The sequence below is a fragment of the Streptomyces sp. WMMC940 genome, assembly GCF_027460265.1.
Classification (GTDB): Bacteria; Actinomycetota; Actinomycetes; order Streptomycetales; family Streptomycetaceae; genus Streptomyces.
In genome coordinates this window covers 1,856,488-1,877,984 of sequence record NZ_JAPZBC010000001.1, presented here as the reverse complement: position 1 = coordinate 1,877,984, position 21,497 = coordinate 1,856,488, and the positions used below count along the sequence as shown (strand labels likewise).

Below are 21,497 nucleotides of genomic sequence, written 5' to 3'. Positions count from 1 at the left end.
CTGTCCGAGCGGATGCCGGTCACCGCCGTTTCCGCCTTCCAGGGGTGGGGACGCTATGCGAAGCTGCCGAACTGTTATGGCCTGGTTCGGCTGCGGTGAAACACTGGGAAAGCTTCCTGAGACAGCCCGAGCAACATGGTCAACCCCCGCGGGAGGGACACGGTGGAGTCTGGTGCAACGGCGCGTGGTGCCGGCACGCGCGCACAAGGCGGACAGTCCCGGAGGAATCAGTCACGCGGGGGAACGACCGCGGTGGACACCGCGGCTCTGAACCGGCTGCTCGCGGCCCTGTCAGCCATGCGGGACGGGAACTTCCGCAAGCGGCTGACGGTCTCGGGCGACGGCGTCATGGCCGAGATCGCTGCCGTCTTCAACGAGGTCGCGGACCGCAATCTGCATCTCACCGGAGAGCTCGCGCGGGTCCGGCGTGTCGTCGGTCGTGAGGGAAAGCTCACGGAACGGCTGGATCCCGGCGCCTGCGAGGGCTCCTGGGCCGCCGCGATCGAGGCGTCCAACGATCTGGTGGACGACCTGGCGCGCCCGGTGTCCGAGGTGGGTCGGGTGCTGTCGGCGGTCGCGGAGGGCGATCTGGAGCACCGCATGGAGCTGCGGTCGCACGCGGAGGAGGGCTCGGACGGGGCGGTGCGGCCGCTGCGCGGTGAGTTCCTGAAGGTCGCGCGCACGGTGAACAACCTCGTGGACCAGCTGTCCGCGTTCACCGACGAAGTGACACGGGTCGCACTCGAGGTCGGTACCGAGGGCAAACTCGGCGGACAGGCCCAGGTGCGAGGTATGTCCGGTTCATGGAAAGACCTCACGGATTCCGTCAACACGATGGCGTACCGGCTGACGGCTCAGGTGCGTGACATCGCCCTCGTGACCACGGCGGTCGCCAAGGGTGACCTCTCGCGCAAGGTCACCGTGCATGTCGCCGGTGAGATGCTCCAGCTGAAGAACACCGTCAACACCATGGTGGACCAGCTGTCCTCGTTCTCCTCCGAGGTGACCCGGGTCGCCCGTGAGGTGGGCACGGAGGGTGAGCTCGGCGGCCAGGCGGTCGTGCCGGGCGTCGCCGGTGTGTGGAAGGACCTGACCGACTCCGTCAACACGATGGCGGGCAATCTCACCTCGCAGGTGCGGGGCATCGCCGAGGTCACCACGGCCGTCGCGAACGGCGACCTGTCGCAGAAGGTCACGGTGAGCGCGCGCGGCGAGGTCGCCCAGCTCGCCGAGACCATCAATCAGATGACCGAGACGCTTCGGACATTCGCGGACGAAGTCACCCGGGTGGCGAGCGAGGTCGGTGCCGAGGGTCTGCTCGGCGGCCAGGCGCAGGTGCCGGGTGCGGCCGGTACGTGGAAGGACCTGACCGACTCGGTCAACACCGTCTTCCGCAACCTCACGACCCAGGTGCGGGACATCGCGCAGGTGACGACGGCGGTCGCGAACGGCGACCTGTCGCAGAAGGTCACCGTCGACGTGGCGGGCGAGATGCTGGAACTGAAGAACACCGTCAACACGATGGTGGACCAGCTCCAGTCGTTCGGTTCCGAAGTGACCCGTGTGGCGCGGGAGGTCGGCGTCGAGGGCCGGCTGGGCGGTCAGGCCGAGGTGCCGGGTGCGGCGGGCACGTGGAAGGACCTGACCGACTCGGTGAACACGGCGTTCCGCAACCTCACCGGTCAGGTGCGGGACATCGCGCAGGTGACGACGGCGGTCGCGAACGGCGACCTGTCGCAGAAGGTCACCGTCGACGTGGCGGGCGAGATGCTGGAACTGAAGAACACCGTCAACACGATGGTGGCGCAGCTGTCCTCGTTCGCCGACCAGGTGACGCGCATGGCCCGGGACGTGGGTACGGAGGGCCGGCTCGGTGGTCAGGCGCGGGTCGACGGAGTCTCGGGCACCTGGAAGGAGCTCACCGACTCCGTCAACTTCATGGCCGGCAACCTGACCTCGCAGGTGCGCCAGATCGCCCAGGTGACGACGGCCGTGGCGCGCGGTGATCTGTCACAGAAGATCGACGTGGACGCGCGCGGCGAGATCCTGGAGCTGAAGAACACCATCAACACGATGGTGGACCAGCTGTCGGCGTTCGCCGAGCAGGTGACGAGGGTCGCTCGCGAGGTGGGCACGGACGGGCGGCTCGGCGGTCAGGCACAGGTGCCCGGTGTCGCCGGGGTGTGGCGCGACCTGACCGACTCCGTGAACGGCATGGCCGGGAACCTCACGGCCCAGGTCCGCAACATCGCCCAGGTCGCCACCGCCGTGGCGCGCGGTGATCTGTCGCAGAAGATCGACGTGGACGCGCGCGGCGAGATCCTGGAGCTGAAGAACACCCTCAACACGATGGTCGACCAGCTCTCGAACTTCGCGGAGCAGGTCACCCGCGTGGCCCGTGAGGTGGGCACCGAGGGCATCCTGGGCGGCCAGGCCGAGGTGCAGGGCGTCTCCGGCACCTGGAAGGACCTCACCCAGTCCGTCAACTTCATGGCGAACAACCTCACCAGCCAGGTGCGGAACATCGCCGAGGTGACGACGGCGGTGGCCAAGGGCGATCTGTCGAAGAAGATCACGGTCGATGCCAAGGGCGAGATCCTGGAGCTGGTCACGACCGTCAACACGATGGTGGACCAGCTCTCCAACTTCGCCGACGAGGTCACGCGGGTGGCCCGTGAGGTGGGTACGGAGGGCATCCTGGGCGGCCAGGCCCGGGTGCGCGGCGTCACCGGCATCTGGAAGGACCTCAGCGACAACGTCAACCTGATGGCCAACAACCTGACCAGTCAGGTGCGGAACATCTCCCGGGTGTCCTCCGCGGTCGCCAACGGCGATCTGACCAAGAAGGTGACGGTCGAGGCGCGCGGCGAGGTCGCCGAACTCGCCGACACCGTGAACACGATGGTGACGACCCTGTCGTCGTTCGCGGCGGAGGTCACGCGGGTGGCCCGTGAGGTGGGTACGGAGGGCATCCTGGGCGGCCAGGCCCGGGTCCCGGGCGTCGCGGGCACCTGGAAGGACCTCACCGAGTCGGTGAACTCGATGGCCTCCAACCTGACCGGTCAGGTGCGCCAGATCGCCACGGTCACCACGGCCATCGCCAAGGGCGATCTCACCAAGAAGATCGACATCGACGCGCGCGGCGAGATCCAGGACCTCAAGGACACCATCAACACGATGGTCGACCAGCTGTCGTCGTTCGCCGAGGAGGTCACGCGGGTGGCCCGCGAGGTGGGCACGGACGGCATGCTCGGCGGTCAGGCGCGCGTCCGGGACGTGGACGGCACCTGGCGGGACCTGACGGAGTCGGTGAACGAGATGGCCGGGAACCTGACCCGGCAGGTGCGCGCGATCGCGGCCGTCGCCACCGCGGTGACCCGGGGCGACCTCAACCTCAAGATCGACGTGGACGCGGCCGGCGAGATCCAGGTCCTGCAGGACAACATCAACACGATGATCGCCAATCTGCGCGACACCACCCTCGCCAACGAGGAGCAGGACTGGCTGAAGGGCAACCTGGCGCGGATCTCCGGTCTGATGCAGGGCCGGCGGGACCTGGACGACGTCGCCTCGCTGATCATGAGCGAGTTGACGCCGGTGGTCTCGGCGCAGCACGGCGCCTTCTTCCTGGCCATGCCGACGGGCGGCGGGGACGAGTTGGCCTCGGGCGACGAGAGCGCGTACGAGCTGGTGATGCGCGCCAGTTACGGCTACTCGGCCGGGCTGATGCCCACGTCGTTCCGGCCGGGCGAGACCCTGATCGGCACGGCGGCCGAGGAGAAGCGGACGATCCAGGTCAACGTCCCGCCGGGGTACCTGAAGATCTCGTCGGGGCTGGGTGAGGCGTCGCCGGCGCATGTGATCGTGCTGCCGGTGCTGTTCGAGGGGAAGGTGCTCGGGGTGATCGAGCTGGCGTCGTTCCAGCCGTTCACCCAGATCCAGCGCGACTTCCTGAACCAGATCGCCGAGATGATCGCCACCAGCGTCAACACGATCAGCGTCAACACCAAGACCGAGGTGCTGCTCAAGCAGTCGCAGGAGCTGACCGAGCAGTTGCGGGAGCGTTCGGAGGAGCTGGAGAACCGGCAGAAGGCGCTGCAGTCCTCCAACGCCGAGCTGGAGGAGAAGGCCGAGCTGCTGGCCCAGCAGAACCGCGACATCGAGGTGAAGAACACCGAGATCGAGGAGGCCCGGCAGGTGCTGGAGGAGCGGGCGGAGCAGCTCGCGGTCTCCATGCGCTACAAGTCCGAGTTCCTGGCGAACATGTCGCACGAGCTGCGGACCCCGCTCAACTCCCTGCTGATCCTCGCCAAGCTGCTGGCGGACAACGCGGACACCAACCTGACGCCGAAGCAGGTGGAGTTCGCCGAGACGATCCACGGGGCCGGGTCGGACCTGCTGCAGCTGATCAACGACATCCTCGATCTGTCGAAGGTCGAGGCGGGCAAGATGGACGTCAGCCCGACCCGGATCGCCCTGGTCCAGCTCGTCGACTACGTGGAGGCGACGTTCCGGCCGCTCACGGCGGAGAAGGGGCTCGACTTCTCGGTCCGGGTCTCGCCGGAGCTGCCCGCGACGCTCCACACGGACGAGCAGAGGCTGCTGCAGGTCCTGCGCAATCTGCTGTCGAACGCGGTGAAGTTCACCGACACCGGCGCGGTGGAGCTGGTGATCAGGCCGGCGAACGCCGATGTGCCGCAGTCGATCCGCGAGCAGCTGCTGGAGGCGGGATCGCTGCGCGACGCAGACGGGGACCTGATCGCCTTCTCGGTCACCGACACCGGCATCGGCATCGCGGCCAGCAAGATGCGGGTGATCTTCGAGGCGTTCAAGCAGGCCGACGGCACGACCAGCCGCAAGTACGGCGGTACGGGCCTGGGGCTGTCGATCAGCCGGGAGATCGCGCGGCTGCTCGGCGGTGAGATCCACGCGGCGAGCGAGCCGGGCCGCGGCTCGACGTTCACGCTGTACCTGCCGCTGCACGCCAGCGAACTGCCGCCGCAGGGCTACCCGCAGCTCGTGCCCGGCTCCGAGACGCCGGCACCCGCGATGGACGACGCGTCGGCGTCCGGGCTCCCGCAGGGGGCGCAGCAGCCGTCGGCGGCCGGGGAGGCGAACAACGCCCCCGGGACGCTCTTCCGGCGCCGCCGGAAGGCGCTGGGGGCCATGGACCTGCGGCACGCCCTGCCCGGGCAGCCGACGGCCGCGTCGGGCTCCGTGCAGGAGTCGTGGACGGGGCAGTCCCCGCAGGAGCCGGGGCAGGAGCCGCGCCGCACCTACGAGTTCCACAGCGAGAAGGTGCTGATCGTCGACGACGACATCCGCAACGTCTTCGCGCTCACCAGCGTGCTGGAGCAGCACGGCCTGTCCGTGCTGTACGCGGAGAACGGTCGGGAGGGGATCGAAGTCCTGGAGCAGCACGACGATGTGACGGTCGTACTGATGGACATCATGATGCCCGAGATGGACGGCTACGCCACGACGACGGCGATCCGCAGGATGCCGCAGTTCGCCGGGCTGCCGATCATCGCGCTCACGGCGAAGGCGATGAAGGGCGACCGGGAGAAGGCGATCGAATCGGGCGCTTCCGACTACGTCACGAAGCCGGTCGACCCCGATCATCTTCTCTCCGTGATGGAGCAGTGGATGCGCGGAAAGTGACGACGGTTGCCCGCGTGCACATCACAGTCTGATTGCAGACTGTACGGATTTCTATGAATTGCTGACTGAGTGTGCCCGTGGGCGTGTGGGGAGGCAGGATCCGGGGAACCTTCTCGTCTCCCACCGCGTTTCTGCTATGTGCACAGTGACATCGCGGTGACAGGGTGTGGCGACGGGCGGGGTGCGGCTACCATGACCGGCACAAGGACGGGCGGCGCAAGGGAGTCGTCCCTCGGGGCGGCGCCCGGTGTTTCCCCCGGCTCATCGAGCTGGGGAGACCCCAAGCCGGGGCGAGGAGGGCGAGGCATGGTGCAGAAGGCCAAGATCCTCCTGGTCGATGACCGGCCGGAGAATCTGTTGGCGCTGGAGGCCATCCTCTCTGCGCTCGATCAGACGCTGGTGCGGGCATCGTCAGGGGAGGAAGCGCTCAAAGCGCTGCTGACGGACGATTTCGCGGTCATTCTGCTGGACGTCCAGATGCCGGGAATGGACGGATTCGAGACCGCGGCGCACATCAAGCGCCGCGAACGGACCAGAGACATCCCGATCATCTTCCTGACGGCGATCAACCACGGTCCGCACCACACCTTCCGCGGGTACGCGGCGGGCGCGGTGGACTACATCTCCAAACCGTTCGACCCCTGGGTGCTCCGGGCGAAGGTCTCCGTCTTCGTCGAGCTCTACATGAAGAACTGCCAGCTTCGGGAGCAGGCGGCTCTGCTCCGGCTCCAGTTGGAGGGCGGCGGACACGGCGCGGGTGAGGCCAACAAGGAACCGGCGGGACTCCTCGCCGAACTGTCCGCGCGGCTCGCGGCGGTCGAGGAGCAGGCCGAGGCGCTCTCCAAGCAGCTGGACGACGAATCCGCCGACGCCGCGGCCGTCGCCACCGCAGCCCACCTGGAGCGCAAACTCACCGGACTGCGCAGGGCGCTGGACGCCCTGGAGCCGGGTGCGGGCGCCGGTTCGCCGACGCTTCCGTCCCAGAGCTAGGTCGTGTTGCGGGAACCGGCGCCGACCGCCCGAGGGGCGGGCCGGGCGGGGGTTCCGCAACGCCGCGAAGCTCGCGCCGGCGCCCGCCCGCTGAGCGGGCGTCAGTTTCCGAGCCAGGCATGGGCGACACGAACGGGTGAACCGGTGGTCACGCGTGTGCCCCGCCTGTCGCACCGGTAACCTCACCACCATGGCCTCACGTACGTCCGGCAAGGGTTCCCAGGGCACGGCGGGCACCGCGAAGCCGCGCGCCGGCCGTACGACCGGCGCCGCGAAGAAGGCGGCGCCCGCCAGGAAGACCGCGGCGAAGACGCCGGCGGCAGGCAAACGCGCCCCCGCCAAGAAGGCACCCGCGCGCCGGGCTGCGGCGAAGAAGACCGCGCCCAGGCCCGCGCCGAATCCCACCGGAGGCGTGCTGTGGCTGATCCGTGCCGTGTGGCTCGGTGTCGCCCACGCCCTCGGCGCGCTGCTCCGCGGCATAGGACGCGGCGCCAAGGGACTCGATCCGGTGCACCGCAAGGACGGGCTCGCGCTCCTGCTGCTGGCCCTCTCGCTGATCGTCGCCGCGGGCACCTGGTCCAATCTGCGCGGCCCGGTGGGCGATCTCGTCGAGATGCTCGTCACCGGCGCGTTCGGCCGGCTCGATCTGCTTGTGCCGATACTGCTCGTCGCCGTCGCCGTGCGGCTGATCCTCTATCCCGAGCGGCCCGACGCCAACGGCCGGATCGTCATCGGGCTGACCGCACTCGTGGTCGGCGTGCTCGGCCAGGTCCACATCGCCTGCGGTTCACCGGGGCGCGAGGACGGCGCCGAGGCCATGCAGGACGCGGGCGGTCTGATCGGCTGGGCCGCCTCCAAGCCGCTGATCTTCATGATGACCGAGGTCCTCGCCGTACCGCTGCTGGTGCTGCTCACGGTCTTCGGTCTGCTCGTCGTCACCGCCACGCCGGTCAACGCCATCCCACAGCGGATGCGCAGGCTCGGGGTCAGGCTCGGGATCCTGGAGGCGCCGTACGAGCCCGGTGAGGACGACACCGGGGAGCGGGGGGAGTACGACGAGTGGCGCGGGGAGCGGCCCGCGCGCCCCCGCACTCCCGCGCGCCGCGACAGCGAGGTGCACGACGCCGACCGGGCGGAGGAGGCGGCGCTGTCCCGGCGCCGGCGCCGAGGGCCCACCGCGCAGCCGGACGCCGGCCTGCCGATGGACGCGGTCGACGTCGCCGCGGCCGCCGCTGCCGCCCTGGACGGGGCCGTCCTCAACGGCATGCCGCCGTCACCCGTCGTCGCCGGTCTGACCCGCGACCTCACCGCCGACCGGGAGCGTGCCGCCGGGCCGCTGCCCGGGGCGCGGACCGACCAGCCCTCGGCCGCTCCGCCCGCCACGGGGGAGAAGCAGTCCCCGTCGGGCTCCGTGCCCGACCTGACCAAGCCCGCCCCCGAGTCGCAGCCCCTCCCCCCGCGCGCCGAGCAGCTGCAGCTCTCCGGGGACATCACCTACGGGCTGCCGTCGCTGGACCTGCTGGAGCGCGGCGGACCGGGCAAGAGCCGCAGCGCCGCCAACGACGCGATCGTCGCCGCACTCACGAACGTCTTCACGGAGTTCAAGGTCGACGCCGCGGTCACCGGCTTCACCCGCGGGCCGACGGTCACCCGCTACGAGGTCGAGCTCGGCCCCGCGGTGAAGGTCGAGCGGATCACCGCGCTGACCAAGAACATCGCCTATGCCGTCGCGAGCCCGGACGTACGGATCATCTCGCCGATCCCGGGCAAGTCCGCCGTGGGCATCGAGATCCCGAACACCGACCGGGAGATGGTCAATCTCGGCGACGTGCTGCGACTGGCGGACGCGGCCGAGGACGACCACCCGATGCTGGTCGCCCTCGGCAAGGACGTCGAGGGCGGCTACGTCATGGCCAACCTGGCGAAGATGCCGCACATCCTGGTCGCGGGCGCCACCGGCTCCGGAAAGTCCTCCTGCATCAACTGCCTGATCACCTCCGTGATGATGCGGGCCACCCCGGAGGACGTCCGGATGGTCCTCGTCGACCCCAAGCGGGTCGAGCTCACGGCCTACGAGGGCATCCCGCACCTGATCACGCCGATCATCACCAACCCCAAGCGGGCCGCCGAGGCCCTGCAGTGGGTCGTGCGCGAGATGGACCTGCGCTACGACGACCTCGCCGCGTACGGCTTCCGGCACATCGACGACTTCAACCGTGCCGTGCGCGGCGGCCGCGTCAAGGCCCCCGAGGGCAGCGAGCGCGAGCTCCAGCCCTATCCGTACCTGCTGGTGATCGTCGACGAGCTCGCGGACCTGATGATGGTCGCCCCGCGCGACGTCGAGGACGCCATCGTCCGGATCACCCAGCTGGCCCGCGCCGCCGGCATCCATCTGGTCCTGGCCACCCAGCGGCCCTCGGTCGACGTCGTCACCGGGCTGATCAAGGCCAATGTGCCCTCGCGGCTCGCCTTCGCCACCTCCTCCCTCGCCGACAGCCGGGTCATCCTGGACCAGCCGGGCGCGGAGAAGCTGATCGGCAAGGGCGATGGTCTGTTCCTGCCCATGGGGGCCGGCAAGCCCACCCGTATGCAGGGCGCCTTCGTGACGGAGGAGGAGGTCGCGGCCGCCGTCCGGCACTGCAAGGAGCAGATGGCCCCCGTCTTCCGGGACGACGTGGTCGTCGGCACGAAGCAGAAGAAGGAGATCGACGAGGACATCGGCGACGACCTCGACCTGCTCTGCCAGGCCGCGGAACTGGTGGTCACCACCCAGTTCGGGTCGACGTCCATGCTCCAGCGCAAGCTCCGGGTCGGCTTCGCCAAGGCCGGCCGCCTCATGGACCTCATGGAGTCCAGGAACATCGTGGGCCCCAGCGAGGGCTCCAAGGCGCGTGATGTTCTGGTGAAACCCGATGAGCTGGATGGAGTGCTCGCGGTGATCCGTGGGGAGTCTGATTCGTAAGGGAGGGCGGGGCAACCGTTTCCCTTGGTCGTACGTCAAGTTGGATGGAGGGCGGGACATGCCCCGTGCTCCCGCCGTCCGGCCATTCCGATGGCGTACAAACTGCATCCGCCCGGTTGCCCCACCCTTTCGTACCACCCATAGACTGAACCTCCAGCAGGTGGCTACACGCTCGAAAGGCGCCCCCGTGTCCATCGGCAACTCCCCCGAAGACGCCCGTCCTTCTCTCGAAGACGACGGGCCTTCGATCGGTCGCTCGCTCCAGCAGGCGCGCACCGACGCAGGCCTCACCGTCGACGAGGTCAGTACTTCCACCCGTGTGCGCGTCCCCATCGTGCAGGCGATCGAGCAGGACGACTTCTCGCGCTGCGGTGGCGATGTCTACGCGCGCGGGCACATCAGGACGCTCGCGCGTGCCGTGGGGCTGGATCCGGACCCTCTCGTCGCGCGGTACGACGCCGAGCACGGCGGCCGTCCCTCGCCGACCCCGGCGGCCCCGCTCTTCGAGGCGGAACGCATCCGCCCCGAGCGCAGGCGCCCCAACTGGACCGCCGCGATGGTCGCGGCGATCGTCGCCGTCATCGGTTTCGTCGGCTTCACCCTCTTCGGCGGGTCCGACGGCACCAACGGCACCAAGCAGGTCGCCGAGGGTTCCACGCCCGAGCGGACCAGCCCCCAGCCGCCCCCGGCCAAGCCGGTGGCGCCCAAGCCCGACGCCTCCGAGAGCGCGATCGCCGCCGTCCCGCAGGACAAGGTGACGGTGAAGCTGACGGCGGTCGACGACAAGAGCTGGATCTCCGCCAAGTCCGCCAACGGCAAGCTGCTCTTCGACGGGCTGCTCCTCGCGGGCGAGTCCAAGACCTTCCAGGACGGCGAGCGCCTGGACCTCATTCTCGGCAACGCCGGCGCGATCGAGCTGTTCGTGAACGGCAGGAAGATCGAGGACAAGTTCGAGAACGGTCAGGTGGAACGGCTGTCCTACGCCAAGGGCGACCCCGAGGCCGGCTGACCGGACAGGCCGGAAATCGACCATCCACCGCCCGTACCCCGGGCGGCAACCCTCGCGGACCGGGCGTGGGCCGGGACGAAGTAGTCTTGAGCCCATGCCCGAACGCCGTACCGTCGCCCTTGTCACTCTTGGCTGCGCCCGTAACGAGGTGGACTCGGAGGAGCTCGCAGGCCGCCTGGCAGCGGACGGCTGGGAGCTCGTCGAGGAAGCCGCCGACGCGGATGTCGCGGTCGTCAACACCTGCGGCTTCGTCGAGGCCGCCAAGAAGGACTCCGTCGACGCCCTGCTCGAGGCCAACGACCTCAAGGACCACGGGAAGACCCAGGCCGTCGTCGCGGTCGGCTGCATGGCCGAGCGCTACGGCAAGGAACTCGCCGAGGCCCTGCCCGAGGCCGACGGCGTACTGGGCTTCGACGACTACGCCGACATCTCCGACCGCCTCCGGACCATCCTGAGCGGCGGCATCCACGCGTCCCACACGCCGCGCGACCGCCGCAAGCTGCTGCCGATCAGCCCGGCGGACCGCCAGGGCGCCGACGTGGCCCTCCCGGGGCACGCGCAGGCCCCCGCCCCGGAGGACGTGCCGGCCGACCTCCCCGAGGGGCTGGCGCCCGCCTCCGGGCCGCGCGCCCCCCTCCGCCGCAGGCTGGACACCAGTCCGGTCGCCTCGGTGAAGCTCGCCTCCGGCTGCGACCGGCGCTGCTCGTTCTGCGCCATCCCGTCCTTCCGCGGGTCCTTCGTCTCCCGGCGGCCGAGCGACGTCCTGGGCGAGACCCGCTGGCTCGCCGAACAGGGCGTGAAGGAGATCATGCTGGTCTCCGAGAACAACACCTCGTACGGCAAGGACCTCGGCGACATCCGGCTGCTGGAGACGCTGCTGCCCGAGCTCGCGGCCGTCGACGGCATCGAGCGGGTGCGGGTCAGCTACCTGCAGCCCGCCGAGATGCGCCCCGGACTGATCGACGTCCTGACGTCCACCGAGAAGGTCGCACCCTATTTCGACCTCTCGTTCCAGCACAGCGCCCCCGGTGTGCTGCGCGCCATGCGGCGTTTCGGCGACACCGAGCGGTTCCTGGAGCTGCTGGAGACCATCCGCGGCAAGGCCCCGGAGGCCGGTGTGCGGTCCAACTTCATCGTCGGGTTCCCGGGCGAGGGCGAGGCGGACTTCGCGGAGCTGGAGCGCTTCCTCACCGAGGCGCGGCTGGACGCCATCGGCGTCTTCGGCTACTCCGACGAGGAGGGCACCGAGGCCGCCGGCTACGAGCGCAAGCTCGACCAGGACGTCGTCGACGCGCGCCTGGCGCATCTGTCCCGGCTCGCGGAGGAGCTGACCGCCCAGCGGGCCGAGGAGCGCATGGGGCAGACCCTGCAGGTCCTCGTCGAGTCCGTGGACGACGAGGACGGCGCCGTGGGCCGTGCCGCGCACCAGGCGCCCGAGACCGACGGGCAGGTGGTCTTCACGAGTGCCGTCGGGTTGGCATCCGGACGTATGGTCGAAGCGAAGGTCGTCGGTACGGAGGGCGTCGATCTCACGGCCGACGTGGTTTCGGAGTGCCGCGAGGAGGCGGGCAGATGACCGGAGCGCCGGCATCCGCAGCGGGCGGGACCGGAAGGCCGGCGCCCGGCGGGAAGCTGGGCGCTGCGGCCGTCGACCAGGCCAGCCTGTGGAACATCGCCAACATCCTCACCATGGTGCGCCTGCTGCTCGTGCCCGGGTTCGTGGTGCTGCTGCTCATGGACGGCGGACACGACCCGGTCTGGCGCGCCTGGGCCTGGGCGGCCTTCGCCGTCGCCATGATCACGGACGTGTTCGACGGGCATCTGGCGCGTACGTACAACCTGGTCACGGACTTCGGGAAGATCGCGGACCCGATCGCCGACAAGGCGATCATGGCCGCGGGGCTGATCTGTCTGTCGGCCCTCGGGGACCTGCCCTGGTGGGTGACCGGAGTGATCCTCTTCCGCGAGCTGGGGATCACCCTGATGCGCTTCTGGGTGATCCGGCACGGAGTGATCCCGGCGAGCCGCGGCGGCAAGCTGAAGACCCTCGCGCAGGGCACCGCGGTCGGCATGTACGTGCTCGTGCTGACCGGTCCGCTGGCCACGCTGCGCTGGTGGGTGATGGCAGTGGCGGTCCTCCTGACCGTCGTGACGGGGCTGGACTACGTGCGTCAGGCGGTGGTCCTGCGGCGCAGGGGCCTCGCCGCCGAGCGGTCCGCCGGGCGGGACCGCGCGGGGTCCTCTCGATGAGCGCGGAGTGGCCGCGATGAGCAGTGCCGACGGCGTGCTCGCCCTTCTCGGGGAACGCGGTGAGACCCTGGCTGTGGCGGAGTCCCTCACGGGCGGTCTCGTGGCCGCGGAGCTGACCTCCGTTCCGGGGGCGTCGAAGAGCTTCCTGGGCTCCGTGACGGCTTACGCGACCGGCCTCAAGCGGGACCTCCTGGGGGTCGACGGCGCCCTGCTCGCCGAGCACGGCGCGGTGCACCCGGAGGTCGCGGCCCAGATGGCAGCGGGCGTGCGGTCCCGGATGGAGGCCGGCTGGGGCATCGCGACCACCGGTGTCGCGGGTCCCGATCCCCAGGACGGACAGCCCGTGGGCACGGTGTTCGTCGCGGTCGCGGGCCCCCACGGCGCCCGGAAAGTGGCGCGGCTGAGATTGAACGGCGACCGCTCGGAAATCCGTAGAGAGAGTGTCCGGAGCGTGCTGGAACTGCTCGCCGGCGAACTCTCGGGTAAGGGGCGGGCACAGGATACGGAACAGAACGGGGGGAATTGATGTTTGCAGCCCTGAGTGAACACGACATCGCTCCCCGCACGGCCGCAGCGCGAGGCGGTACGGTGGGGCGTGAAGGATGCGGCTACGCGGTCCGAGGAGGGAGCCACCGATGATTCTGCTCCGTCGCCTGCTGGGTGACGTGCTGCGTCGGCAGCGCCAGCGCCAGGGCCGTACTCTGCGCGAAGTCTCCTCGTCCGCCCGAGTCTCTCTCGGCTATCTCTCCGAGGTGGAGCGGGGGCAGAAGGAGGCTTCCTCCGAACTGCTCTCCGCCATCTGCGACGCGCTTGACGTACGGATGTCCGAGCTCATGCGGGAAGTGAGCGACGAGCTGTCGCTCGCCGAGCTGGCCGAGTCGGCAGCGGCGAGCGAGCCGGTGTCCGCGCCGGTGCGGCCGCTCAATTCCGTGTCCGTGACATCGGTCGCGGGCGTGCCGACGGAACGGGTGACGATCAAGGCACCGGCGGAAGCGGTGGACGTCGTCGCCGCCTGATTTCCACGTGTGAGCCCCGGTCGGGTGGGTACCCGACCGGGGCTTCTTTTATCCCCCGAATGACCGTTTTGTGCCATGTGTGTCATGGTGGAGAGCGGTGTCACCGAACGGAGGTCACTATGTCTGCGGTGAAGAGCCTGCTGCCCGAGGACGCGCGCAAGATCACCGGTGAGGCCCTGCAGGGCGCGCTGGTCGATCTGATCGATCTGGGGCTCGTGGCCAAGCAGGTGCACTGGAACGTCGTCGGGCCCCGATTCCGCTCGGTTCACCTCCAGCTGGACGAGGTCGTCGCCACGGCGCGGCAGCACTCCGACGTCGTGGCCGAGCGCGCCTCCGCCATCGGTGTCGCGCCCGACGGCCGCGCCTCGACCGTCGCCTCGGCCAGTGCCATCGGCAAGGTCCCGGACGGCTGGATCCAGGACACCGACGTGGTCAGCACCATGGTGAAGTCGCTGACCGCGGTGATCGAACGGATGCGTGAGCGCATCCAGGCCACGGACGAGCCGGATCCGGTGAGCCAGGACATCCTCATCTCGCTCACGGCCGACCTCGAGAAGCACGCGTGGATGTTCCAGGCGGAGAGCGTCTAGCCGTGGGCATACCCGGAGCCTCCTCCGGGGCCGCGGCCGGACCGGACATCACCACAAGGGGATGGATGCGCGGGCGCACGGCCCGGAGCACGAACCCCTGGGGCGCCTGGCGCATACGCTGCGGGCGCGCCGGGTGTGCAACCGGTGCGCCCTCCCGCCGCGTGATCGGTCCGGTCTAGCGTCGACCGGAGGAGGCGGCCATGGTGAGGCGATGGGTCCTGCTGCCGGCGCTCGCACTGGGCGCTCTGTGGTGGTGGGCCGTGCTGCGGCTGGCGCTGGTGCCGGAGCATGCGGGACTCGTCGAGGGGGCAGTGGCGGCAGGCGGGTGGGGGCTCAGCCTGTTGCCGGTGCATGTTGCGTCGCGGTCCGGGGACGCCGGTAGGGCCGGGGGAACGACCACGGCTACCACGGCATCGCGACGCCCCCGTTCGGCCGGAGGATCTGGCCCGTCGTGAACGACGACGCGTCGGAGGCGAGGTGCAGCACCGCATGGGCGACGTCCGCGGGCTCACCGACCCGGCCGAGCGGTGAGATCCTGGCCATGGCCGCCTCCGCCCGCCGCTGCGACTCCGCGTCATGGCGGTCCGTCATGGGGGTGCGAACCCAGCCCGGTGCGACGGCGTTGACCCGGATCGCATGCCTGCCGAGTTCCGCGGCCAGGGTCTTGGTGAGCTGGACGACGGCCGCCTTGGCGGCGCTGTAGCAGAGCAGACCCGGATTCGCGGCGTCGACCGCGCCGGATGCCATGGTGATGATCGAACCGGGTACGCCGGCGTCGATCATCGAGCGGGCGGCGGCCTGGCAGGCGTACAGAACGCCCTTGAAGTTGACCGCGAGGACCCGGTCGAGGTCCTCTTCCCTGGTCTCCAGGACCGGGCTGGAGTGCATGATGCCGGCGACGGCGGCCAGAACGCGCGGCGGTCCGGAGGCCGACACGGCGGCCGTCATCGCCGCGTCGAGCGCGGCGCGGTCGCTCACGTCGACGAGATGGGGGTGCGCCGTGCCGCCCGCGTCCTCGATCGTCGTCAGGGTCTGCGCGAGGTCCTTCTCGGCCACGTCCGCGCAGTGCACGGTGGCGCCCGCCTCGGCGAGCAGAACGGAGGTGGCGCGGCCGATGCCGCTCGCCGCGCCGGTGACGAACGCGGTGCGGCCGGTGAGGTCGTACGCGGTGACGGGCATGCCGGGACGGTACGACCGCTCCTGACGATCCGTCAATTCCTGGTCCGGTGCGGGATCGCGTGTGCGGAGGCGTTCGGGGTGGGGCCGGCGTCCACGCGGCGGGGCGTCGGACGTGAGGGTGGTGGCGGGCCGTCAGGGTGCGGGCCCGGACTGGCAGCCCGGGCACCAGTACGAGACCCGGTCGTCCCGGCCGGCTCCGCGGATCGCGGTACCGCAGCGCAGACACGGGTGGCCTCGGCGCCCGTACACGAACAGGTGCTGCCCGCCGGGACGCAGCGGGCTCCGGCGCCGGTCGTCCCCGGGACCGCCGGCGTTTCCACCGGGCGTGGTGCGCCGGTCGAACGTGTCCTTGTTGAGTTCCATCAGCCGCCGGGCCGTGGCGACGAGGCGCTCGGGAACGCCCGAGGGCAGGTCGCCGATCGGGAGCCACGGAGTGACCCGGGCGAGGAAGGCCAGTTCGGACTTGTAGACGTTGCCGATTCCCGCGAGATTGCGCTGGTCGAGCAGCGCCTCGCCGATCGGGCGCGCGGGGTCGGCGAGCAGGTTGCGGACGGCCGTCTCCGGATCCCAGTCGGAGCCCAGGAGATCCGGGCCGAGATGTCCCACGGCCCGGTCCTCGTCCCGTGTGCGCAGCAGTTCCAGCACGGGAAGGCGGTAGCCGACGGCCGTGCGGTCGGCATTGCCCAGGACGGCCCGGATCTGGTGGTTCGGGCCCCCGCGCCAGCGCTCGCCTGCGGCGAAGACCCGCCAGGAGCCGTCCATTCGCAGGTGGGAGTGGAGGGTGAGTCCGCCCTCGATGCGTGTGAGCAGATGCTTGCCCCGGGCCGTGACGTCCAGCACCTCCCGGCCGGTGAGGTCGGCGGTGGCGAACCGGGGCACCCTGAGGTCGGAGAGGGTCAGCGTCCGTCCGGCCAGGGCGGCGTGCAGCTTCCGTGCGGTCAGCCAGACGGTGTCTCCTTCGGGCATGCCTCCATGATGCGCGACGGCGGTCATGGCGAGGCCGCGGCATCGCGGTCCGGTGCTCGTCCCGGCCGCCCGGCCGGGGCGGCGCAGGGCCGGGCGCTCTCGTCGCGCGCATGCACGGTGAACGCCGGCGGGGGAGCGGGGCGGGTCCGTCCGCCCCCGGCCGCCCTTCACGCACAGGCCGGAGCCGCTCCTGGTGCAGGCGGCCGTGACCGCCCGGTCCGCCGCGGCGTCCGTATCCGGCGTCAGGCCCGAACGCGCAGGCCGCGGGGGGTGGCGTGGAAGCCGGCCTCCTCCAACGGGCGGGCGAGCGGCGAGGTCAATGCCGCCGCGCCGTTGATCCGCTCGACCGTGATCGTGCCGAGCATCCCCGCCCTGCCCGCTTCCGCGAGCGCTTCCGCCGCCGCTCGGAGCGCCGGATCGTCCGGCTCGGCGGGCCAGGACAGCAAGGTCTTCCCGCCGCGCTCCATGTAGAGCGTGAGCTCCCCGTCGACCAGTACGACGAGCGACCCGGCCTTGCGGCCCGGTTTGTGGCTCGCGCCGTCGGGCGGCTCGGGCCAGGACAGCGCCGCCCCGTAGGCGTTGGCCGGGTCGGCGGCCGCCAGGACCACCGCACGCGGTGAGGTGTGCCCGTCGGCACGCTCGCGGGCGCCGGCCGCGGCCCTGAGCCGGTCCACCGCGCCGTCCATCGCGAACTGGGCGGCCCCGAGCCCTTCGACCACATAGCCGCGGCGAGCCTGCCCGCTGTCCTCGAAGGCGGACAGGATGCGGTACGTCGCCGAGAATCCGCCCTCGACACCTTCGGCGGCGACCGCGCCCCGGGTGACGACGCCATGGCGGTCCAGCAGCGTACGGGCCAGGGCGTGGGCGCGGTGCGTGGGGTCGGTCTCCTGCCCGGGAAGCAGGGACCAGCGTCCGGAGACGGTGGGCGGACCACTGCGCGACGCGGTCCTGGCAGCCGCCGTCAACGAGCCGTACCGCCCGCGCGGCACCGTGCGGCGGGCGCGGTGTGCCGTGGAACCCGCCGTCCGGCCGGACCCCAGGAGCGAGCGCAGGGGCGCCAGGGTGTCGTTGGTGAGCCGGCCCGACCAGGCCAGGTCCCACAGGGCGTCTGCCAGCTGGGGGTCCGTGGCATCGGGATGCGTCGTCGCCCGCACCCGGTCCGTGATCTGGCGGAAGAACAGGCCGTAGCCGCCGGAGAGGGCCGAGAGCACCGACTCGTGCAGTGCCGTCGGCTCCAGCGGGTGGGGCTGCGGCAGCAGCAGCGGGGCGGCGTCCGCGAGATAGAGCGAGACCCAGCCGTCCTTGCCCGGCAGCGCGCCGGCTCCGGCCCACACCACCTCGCCCGTCGTGGTCAGCTCGTCGAGCATGCCCGGCGAGTATCCGGCCACCCGGGACGGGAGGATCAGCTTCTCCAGCGCGGAGGCGGGCACGGGGGCGCCCTGGAGCTGCTCGACGGCACGGGCCAGCCCGTCGATGCCGCGCAGGCTGTTGTTCCCCAGGTGCTGCCACTGGGGCAGGAACGTCGCGAGCGCGGCGGGCGGCACCGGCTCCAACTCCTCGCGGAGCGCGGCGAGGGAGCGGCGCCGCAGCCGGCGCAGCACCGCGGCGTCGCACCACTCCTGACCGATGCCCGAAGGATGGAACTCGCCCTGGACGACCCGCCCGGCCGCTGCGAGCCGCTGCAGGCCCCCGTCCGTGACGGCCGCGCCCAGCCCGAACCGTGCGGCTGCCTGCGACGAGGTGAACGGCCCGTGTGTGCGGGCGAAACGGGCCAGCAGATCGCCGAGAGGATCCTTCACCGGTTCCGTGAACGCCTCGGGGACGCCCACCGGGAGCGCCGTGCCCAGTGCGTCCCTGAGCCGTCCGGCGTCCTCGATCGCCGCCCAGTGGCCGACGCCGGCGATCCGTACCCTGATGGCGCGGCGGGCCCCGGCGAGTTCCCCGGGCCAGTGCGGATCGGCACCGCGCTCGGTCAGCTCCTCGGTCGTGAGCGGTCCGAGCACCCGCAGCAGGTCCGCGACGCCCTCCACGTCCTTGATCCTGCGGTCGTCGGTGAGCCACTGGAGCTCCTGCTCCAGCTCGCCCAGGACGTCCGCGTCGAGCAGTTCGCGCAGTTCCGCCCGGCCCAGCAGCTCGGCGAGCAGCCGGGAGTCCAGGGAGAGTGCCGCGGCCCGGCGCTCTGCGAGCGGTGAGTCCCCCTCGTACAGGAACTGGGCCACATAGCCGAAGAGGAGGGAGCGGGCGAAGGGCGACGGCTCTGGGGTGGTGACTTCGACCAGCCGCACCTTGCGTGCCTCGATGTCGCCCATCAGCTCCTCGAGCCCGGGGACGTCGAACACGTCCTGGAGGCACTCCCGCACGGCCTCGAGGACGATCGGGAACGAGCCGAACTCACTGGCCACCTGGAGCAGCTGGGCCGCGCGCTGACGCTGCTGCCAGAGGGGCGTCCGCTTGCCGGGGCTGCGGCGAGGCAGCAGCAGGGCGCGTGCCGCGCACTCACGGAAGCGGGAGGCGAACAGCGCGGATCCGCCCACCTGGTCGGTGACGATCTGGCTGACCTCGCCCTTGTCGAAGAGGGTGTCGGCGGCGGCGACCGGGGCCTGCTCACCGTCGTACGAGGTGTCGAGGTGGACCGGGTCCTGGTCCAGCAGGTCCAGGCCCATCAGCTCGGCGTCGGGGAGCCGCAGCACGATTCCGTCGTCCGCGTGCATGACCTGGGCGTCCATGCCGTACCGCTCGGAGAGGCGTGCGCCCAGCGCCAGCGCCCAGGGCGCGTGGACCTGGGCACCGAACGGCGAGTGCACCACGACCCGCCAGTCGCCCAGCTCGTCACGGAACCGCTCGACGACGATCGTGCGGTCGTCGGGCACATGCCCGCAGGCCCGGCGCTGCTCGTCGAGGTAAGAGAGGACGTTGGTGGCGGCCCACTCGTCGAGACCGGCGGTCATCAGCCGCAACCGGGCGTCTTCCTCGGGCAGTGATCCGACCTCGCGGAGGAAGGCGCCCACCGCGCGGCCCAGTTCGAGCGGCCGGCCCAGCTGGTCGCCCTTCCAGAACGGCAGCCGGCCGGGAACTCCGGGTGCGGGGGAGACGAGCACCCGGTCGCGGGTGATGTCCTCGATCCGCCAGGAGGTCGTGCCCAGGGTGAAGACGTCGCCGACCCGGGACTCGTACACCATCTCCTCGTCGAGCTCGCCGACCCGGCCCCCGCCCTTCTTCGGGTCCGCGCCGGCCAGGAACACGCCGAACAGCCCGCGGTCCGGGATCGTGCCGCCGGAGGTGACGGCGAGCCGCTGGGCTCCGGGACGCCCCGTGACCGTCCCGGCGACCCGGTCCCACACCACACGGGGGCGCAGCTCCGCGAACGCGTCGGACGGATACCGCCCGGCCAGCATGTCCAGCACCGCCGTGAACGCCGACTCCGGCAGCGAGGCGAAGGGGGCGGCGCGCCGCACCACGGCCAGCAGGTCGTCGAACTGCCAGGTGTCGAGGGCGACCATGGCGACCAGCTGCTGGGCCAGCACGTCCAGCGGATTGGCCGGGATGCGGAGCGACTCGATCGAACCCGTGCGCATGCGCTCGGTGACGACGGCCGCCTGGACCAGATCTCCCCGGTACTTGGGGAAGACGACGCCCGTGGAGACCGCGCCCACCTGGTGCCCGGCGCGGCCGACCCGCTGCAGACCGGAGGCGACCGACGGCGGGGACTCGACCTGGACGACCAGGTCCACCGCGCCCATGTCGATGCCCAGCTCCAGGCTGGACGTCGCGACGACGGCGGGGAGCCGGCCCGCCTTCAGGTCCTCCTCGACGAGAGCGCGCTGCTCCTTGGAGACCGAACCGTGGTGCGCGCGGGCGAGCAGCGGCGGCGCGCCCTGCGCCGCTCCGGACTGGGCCATGAGCTCCGCCGGCGGGGCGCCCTCGGGCAGCGGCTCTCCCACGGTCCGCTCGTACGCGATCTCATTGAGCCGGTTGCACAGCCGCTCCGCGAGACGGCGGGAGTTCGCGAAGACGATCGTCGAGCGGTGCGCCTGCACCAGATCGGCGATCCGCTCCTCCACCTGCGGCCAGATCGACGGCTTCTCGCCGGGGCCGTCCGGCTCGGAGGCCGGGGAACCGCCGAGCTCGCCCATGTCCTCGACCGGGACGACGACGGACAGGTCGAACTCCTTGCCGGACGGCGGCTGGACGATCTCCGCCCTGCGCCGCGGCGACAGATAGCGCGCCACCTCGTCCACCGGCCGGACGGTCGCCGAGAGGCCGATCCGTCGGGCCGGCCGGGACAGGACCTCGTCCAGCCGCTCCAGGGACAGCGCGAGGTGCGCGCCGCGCTTGGTGCCCGCGACCGCGTGCACCTCGTCCACGATCACCGTCTCGATGCCGCTCAGCGCCTCGCGGGTGGAGGACGTGAGCATCAGGAACAGCGACTCTGGGGTGGTGATCAGGATGTCCGGCGGACGGGTCGCCAGCGCCCGCCGCTCGGCCGCGGGTGTGTCACCGGACCGGATGCCCACACGCACCTCGGGCTCGGGCAGCCCGAGCCGCACGGCCTCCTGCCGGATGCCCGTCAGCGGGCTGCGGAGATTGCGCTCGACGTCGACCGCGAGGGCCTTCAGCGGTGACACGTACAGCACGCGGCAGCGCTTCCTCACGTCCGCCGGAGGCGGGGCGGACGTCAGACCGTCGAGGGCGGCCAGGAACGCTGCGAGGGTCTTCCCGGAGCCGGTCGGGGCGACGACCAGCACGTCCGAGCCGCGGCCGATCGCCCGCCACGCGCCCTCCTGGGCCGCGGTGGGCGCGCTGAAAGCCGCCCTGAACCAGCCGCGGGTCGCGGGGGCGAAGCTGTCGAGTGCACTGCCGACCATGACACCCAT

The 21,497-nt window shown here is 71.1% G+C and carries 13 protein-coding genes; 10 read left to right on the top strand and 3 right to left on the bottom strand.

Annotated features, from left to right (window positions below; genetic code table 11):
* Positions 1-162 precede the first annotated feature (162 nt).
* From O7595_RS08180 to O7595_RS08135, 10 genes are all read left to right on the top strand, one after another.
* Positions 163-5,661 carry a HAMP domain-containing protein gene (locus O7595_RS08180; RefSeq protein WP_269728067.1) on the top strand — a complete coding sequence of 1,833 codons (5,499 nt, stop codon included), beginning with the start codon at positions 163-165 and terminating at the stop codon, positions 5,659-5,661.
* A 306-nt stretch (positions 5,662-5,967) separates the two neighbouring features.
* The gene (locus O7595_RS08175) at positions 5,968-6,651 is read left to right on the top strand and encodes a response regulator (RefSeq protein ID WP_269728066.1); all 684 of its coding nucleotides are present in this window, start codon (positions 5,968-5,970) and stop codon (positions 6,649-6,651) included.
* A gap of 190 nt (positions 6,652-6,841) precedes the next feature.
* Entirely contained in the window at positions 6,842-9,613 is a 2,772-nt protein-coding gene (locus tag O7595_RS08170; RefSeq protein WP_269728065.1) for a DNA translocase FtsK, read from the top strand.
* Between the two features lie 187 nt (positions 9,614-9,800).
* Positions 9,801-10,622 carry a helix-turn-helix domain-containing protein gene (locus tag O7595_RS08165; protein WP_269728064.1) on the top strand — a complete coding sequence of 274 codons (822 nt, stop codon included), beginning with the start codon at positions 9,801-9,803 and terminating at the stop codon, positions 10,620-10,622.
* A 94-nt stretch (positions 10,623-10,716) separates the two neighbouring features.
* Entirely contained in the window at positions 10,717-12,198 is a 1,482-nt protein-coding gene (rimO, locus tag O7595_RS08160) for a 30S ribosomal protein S12 methylthiotransferase RimO (protein ID WP_269728063.1), read from the top strand.
* Positions 12,195-12,872: a CDP-diacylglycerol--glycerol-3-phosphate 3-phosphatidyltransferase gene (gene pgsA, locus O7595_RS08155; RefSeq protein ID WP_269728062.1), complete on the top strand. Its 678-nt coding sequence runs from the start codon at positions 12,195-12,197 to the stop codon at positions 12,870-12,872. The genes rimO and pgsA overlap by 4 nt, the downstream gene beginning before the upstream one ends.
* Positions 12,873-12,888: 16 nt before the next feature.
* Positions 12,889-13,398 (top strand): CinA family protein, encoded by a 510-nt coding sequence (locus O7595_RS08150; RefSeq protein WP_269728061.1) that lies wholly within the window; start codon positions 12,889-12,891, stop codon positions 13,396-13,398.
* A gap of 109 nt (positions 13,399-13,507) precedes the next feature.
* The gene (locus O7595_RS08145; RefSeq protein WP_017949992.1) at positions 13,508-13,888 is read left to right on the top strand and encodes a helix-turn-helix domain-containing protein; all 381 of its coding nucleotides are present in this window, start codon (positions 13,508-13,510) and stop codon (positions 13,886-13,888) included.
* 119 nt (positions 13,889-14,007) lie between these two features.
* The gene (locus O7595_RS08140; protein WP_269728060.1) at positions 14,008-14,478 is read left to right on the top strand and encodes a Dps family protein; all 471 of its coding nucleotides are present in this window, start codon (positions 14,008-14,010) and stop codon (positions 14,476-14,478) included.
* A 200-nt stretch (positions 14,479-14,678) separates the two neighbouring features.
* Entirely contained in the window at positions 14,679-14,933 is a 255-nt protein-coding gene (locus O7595_RS08135) for a hypothetical protein (RefSeq protein WP_269728059.1), read from the top strand.
* On the opposite strand, the gene O7595_RS08130 is transcribed toward O7595_RS08135, so the two are convergent.
* From O7595_RS08130 to O7595_RS08120, 3 genes are all read right to left on the bottom strand, one after another.
* The gene (locus tag O7595_RS08130) at positions 14,881-15,657 is read right to left on the bottom strand and encodes an SDR family NAD(P)-dependent oxidoreductase (RefSeq protein WP_269728058.1); all 777 of its coding nucleotides are present in this window, start codon (positions 15,655-15,657) and stop codon (positions 14,881-14,883) included. The genes O7595_RS08135 and O7595_RS08130 overlap by 53 nt on opposite strands.
* Before the next feature lie 132 nt (positions 15,658-15,789).
* Positions 15,790-16,623 carry an Fpg/Nei family DNA glycosylase gene (locus O7595_RS08125; RefSeq protein WP_269728057.1) on the bottom strand — a complete coding sequence of 278 codons (834 nt, stop codon included), beginning with the start codon at positions 16,621-16,623 and terminating at the stop codon, positions 15,790-15,792.
* A gap of 242 nt (positions 16,624-16,865) precedes the next feature.
* Positions 16,866-21,488 (bottom strand): ATP-dependent helicase, encoded by a 4,623-nt coding sequence (locus O7595_RS08120; protein ID WP_269728056.1) that lies wholly within the window; start codon positions 21,486-21,488, stop codon positions 16,866-16,868.
* Positions 21,489-21,497 lie beyond the last annotated feature (9 nt).

Coding starts and splice junctions, on each gene's coding strand:
- O7595_RS08175 (WP_269728066.1), top strand. CDS start 5,968: ATGGTGCAGAAGGCCAAGATCCTCCTGGTCGATGACCGGCCGGAGAAT.
- O7595_RS08170 (WP_269728065.1), top strand. CDS start 6,842: ATGGCCTCACGTACGTCCGGCAAGGGTTCCCAGGGCACGGCGGGCACC.
- rimO (WP_269728063.1), top strand. CDS start 10,717: ATGCCCGAACGCCGTACCGTCGCCCTTGTCACTCTTGGCTGCGCCCGT.
- pgsA (WP_269728062.1), top strand. CDS start 12,195: ATGACCGGAGCGCCGGCATCCGCAGCGGGCGGGACCGGAAGGCCGGCG.
- O7595_RS08150 (WP_269728061.1), top strand. CDS start 12,889: ATGAGCAGTGCCGACGGCGTGCTCGCCCTTCTCGGGGAACGCGGTGAG.
- O7595_RS08145 (WP_017949992.1), top strand. CDS start 13,508: ATGATTCTGCTCCGTCGCCTGCTGGGTGACGTGCTGCGTCGGCAGCGC.
- O7595_RS08140 (WP_269728060.1), top strand. CDS start 14,008: ATGTCTGCGGTGAAGAGCCTGCTGCCCGAGGACGCGCGCAAGATCACC.
- O7595_RS08135 (WP_269728059.1), top strand. CDS start 14,679: ATGGTGAGGCGATGGGTCCTGCTGCCGGCGCTCGCACTGGGCGCTCTG.
- O7595_RS08130 (WP_269728058.1), bottom strand. CDS start 15,657: ATGCCCGTCACCGCGTACGACCTCACCGGCCGCACCGCGTTCGTCACC.
- O7595_RS08125 (WP_269728057.1), bottom strand. CDS start 16,623: ATGCCCGAAGGAGACACCGTCTGGCTGACCGCACGGAAGCTGCACGCC.
- O7595_RS08120 (WP_269728056.1), bottom strand. CDS start 21,488: ATGGTCGGCAGTGCACTCGACAGCTTCGCCCCCGCGACCCGCGGCTGG.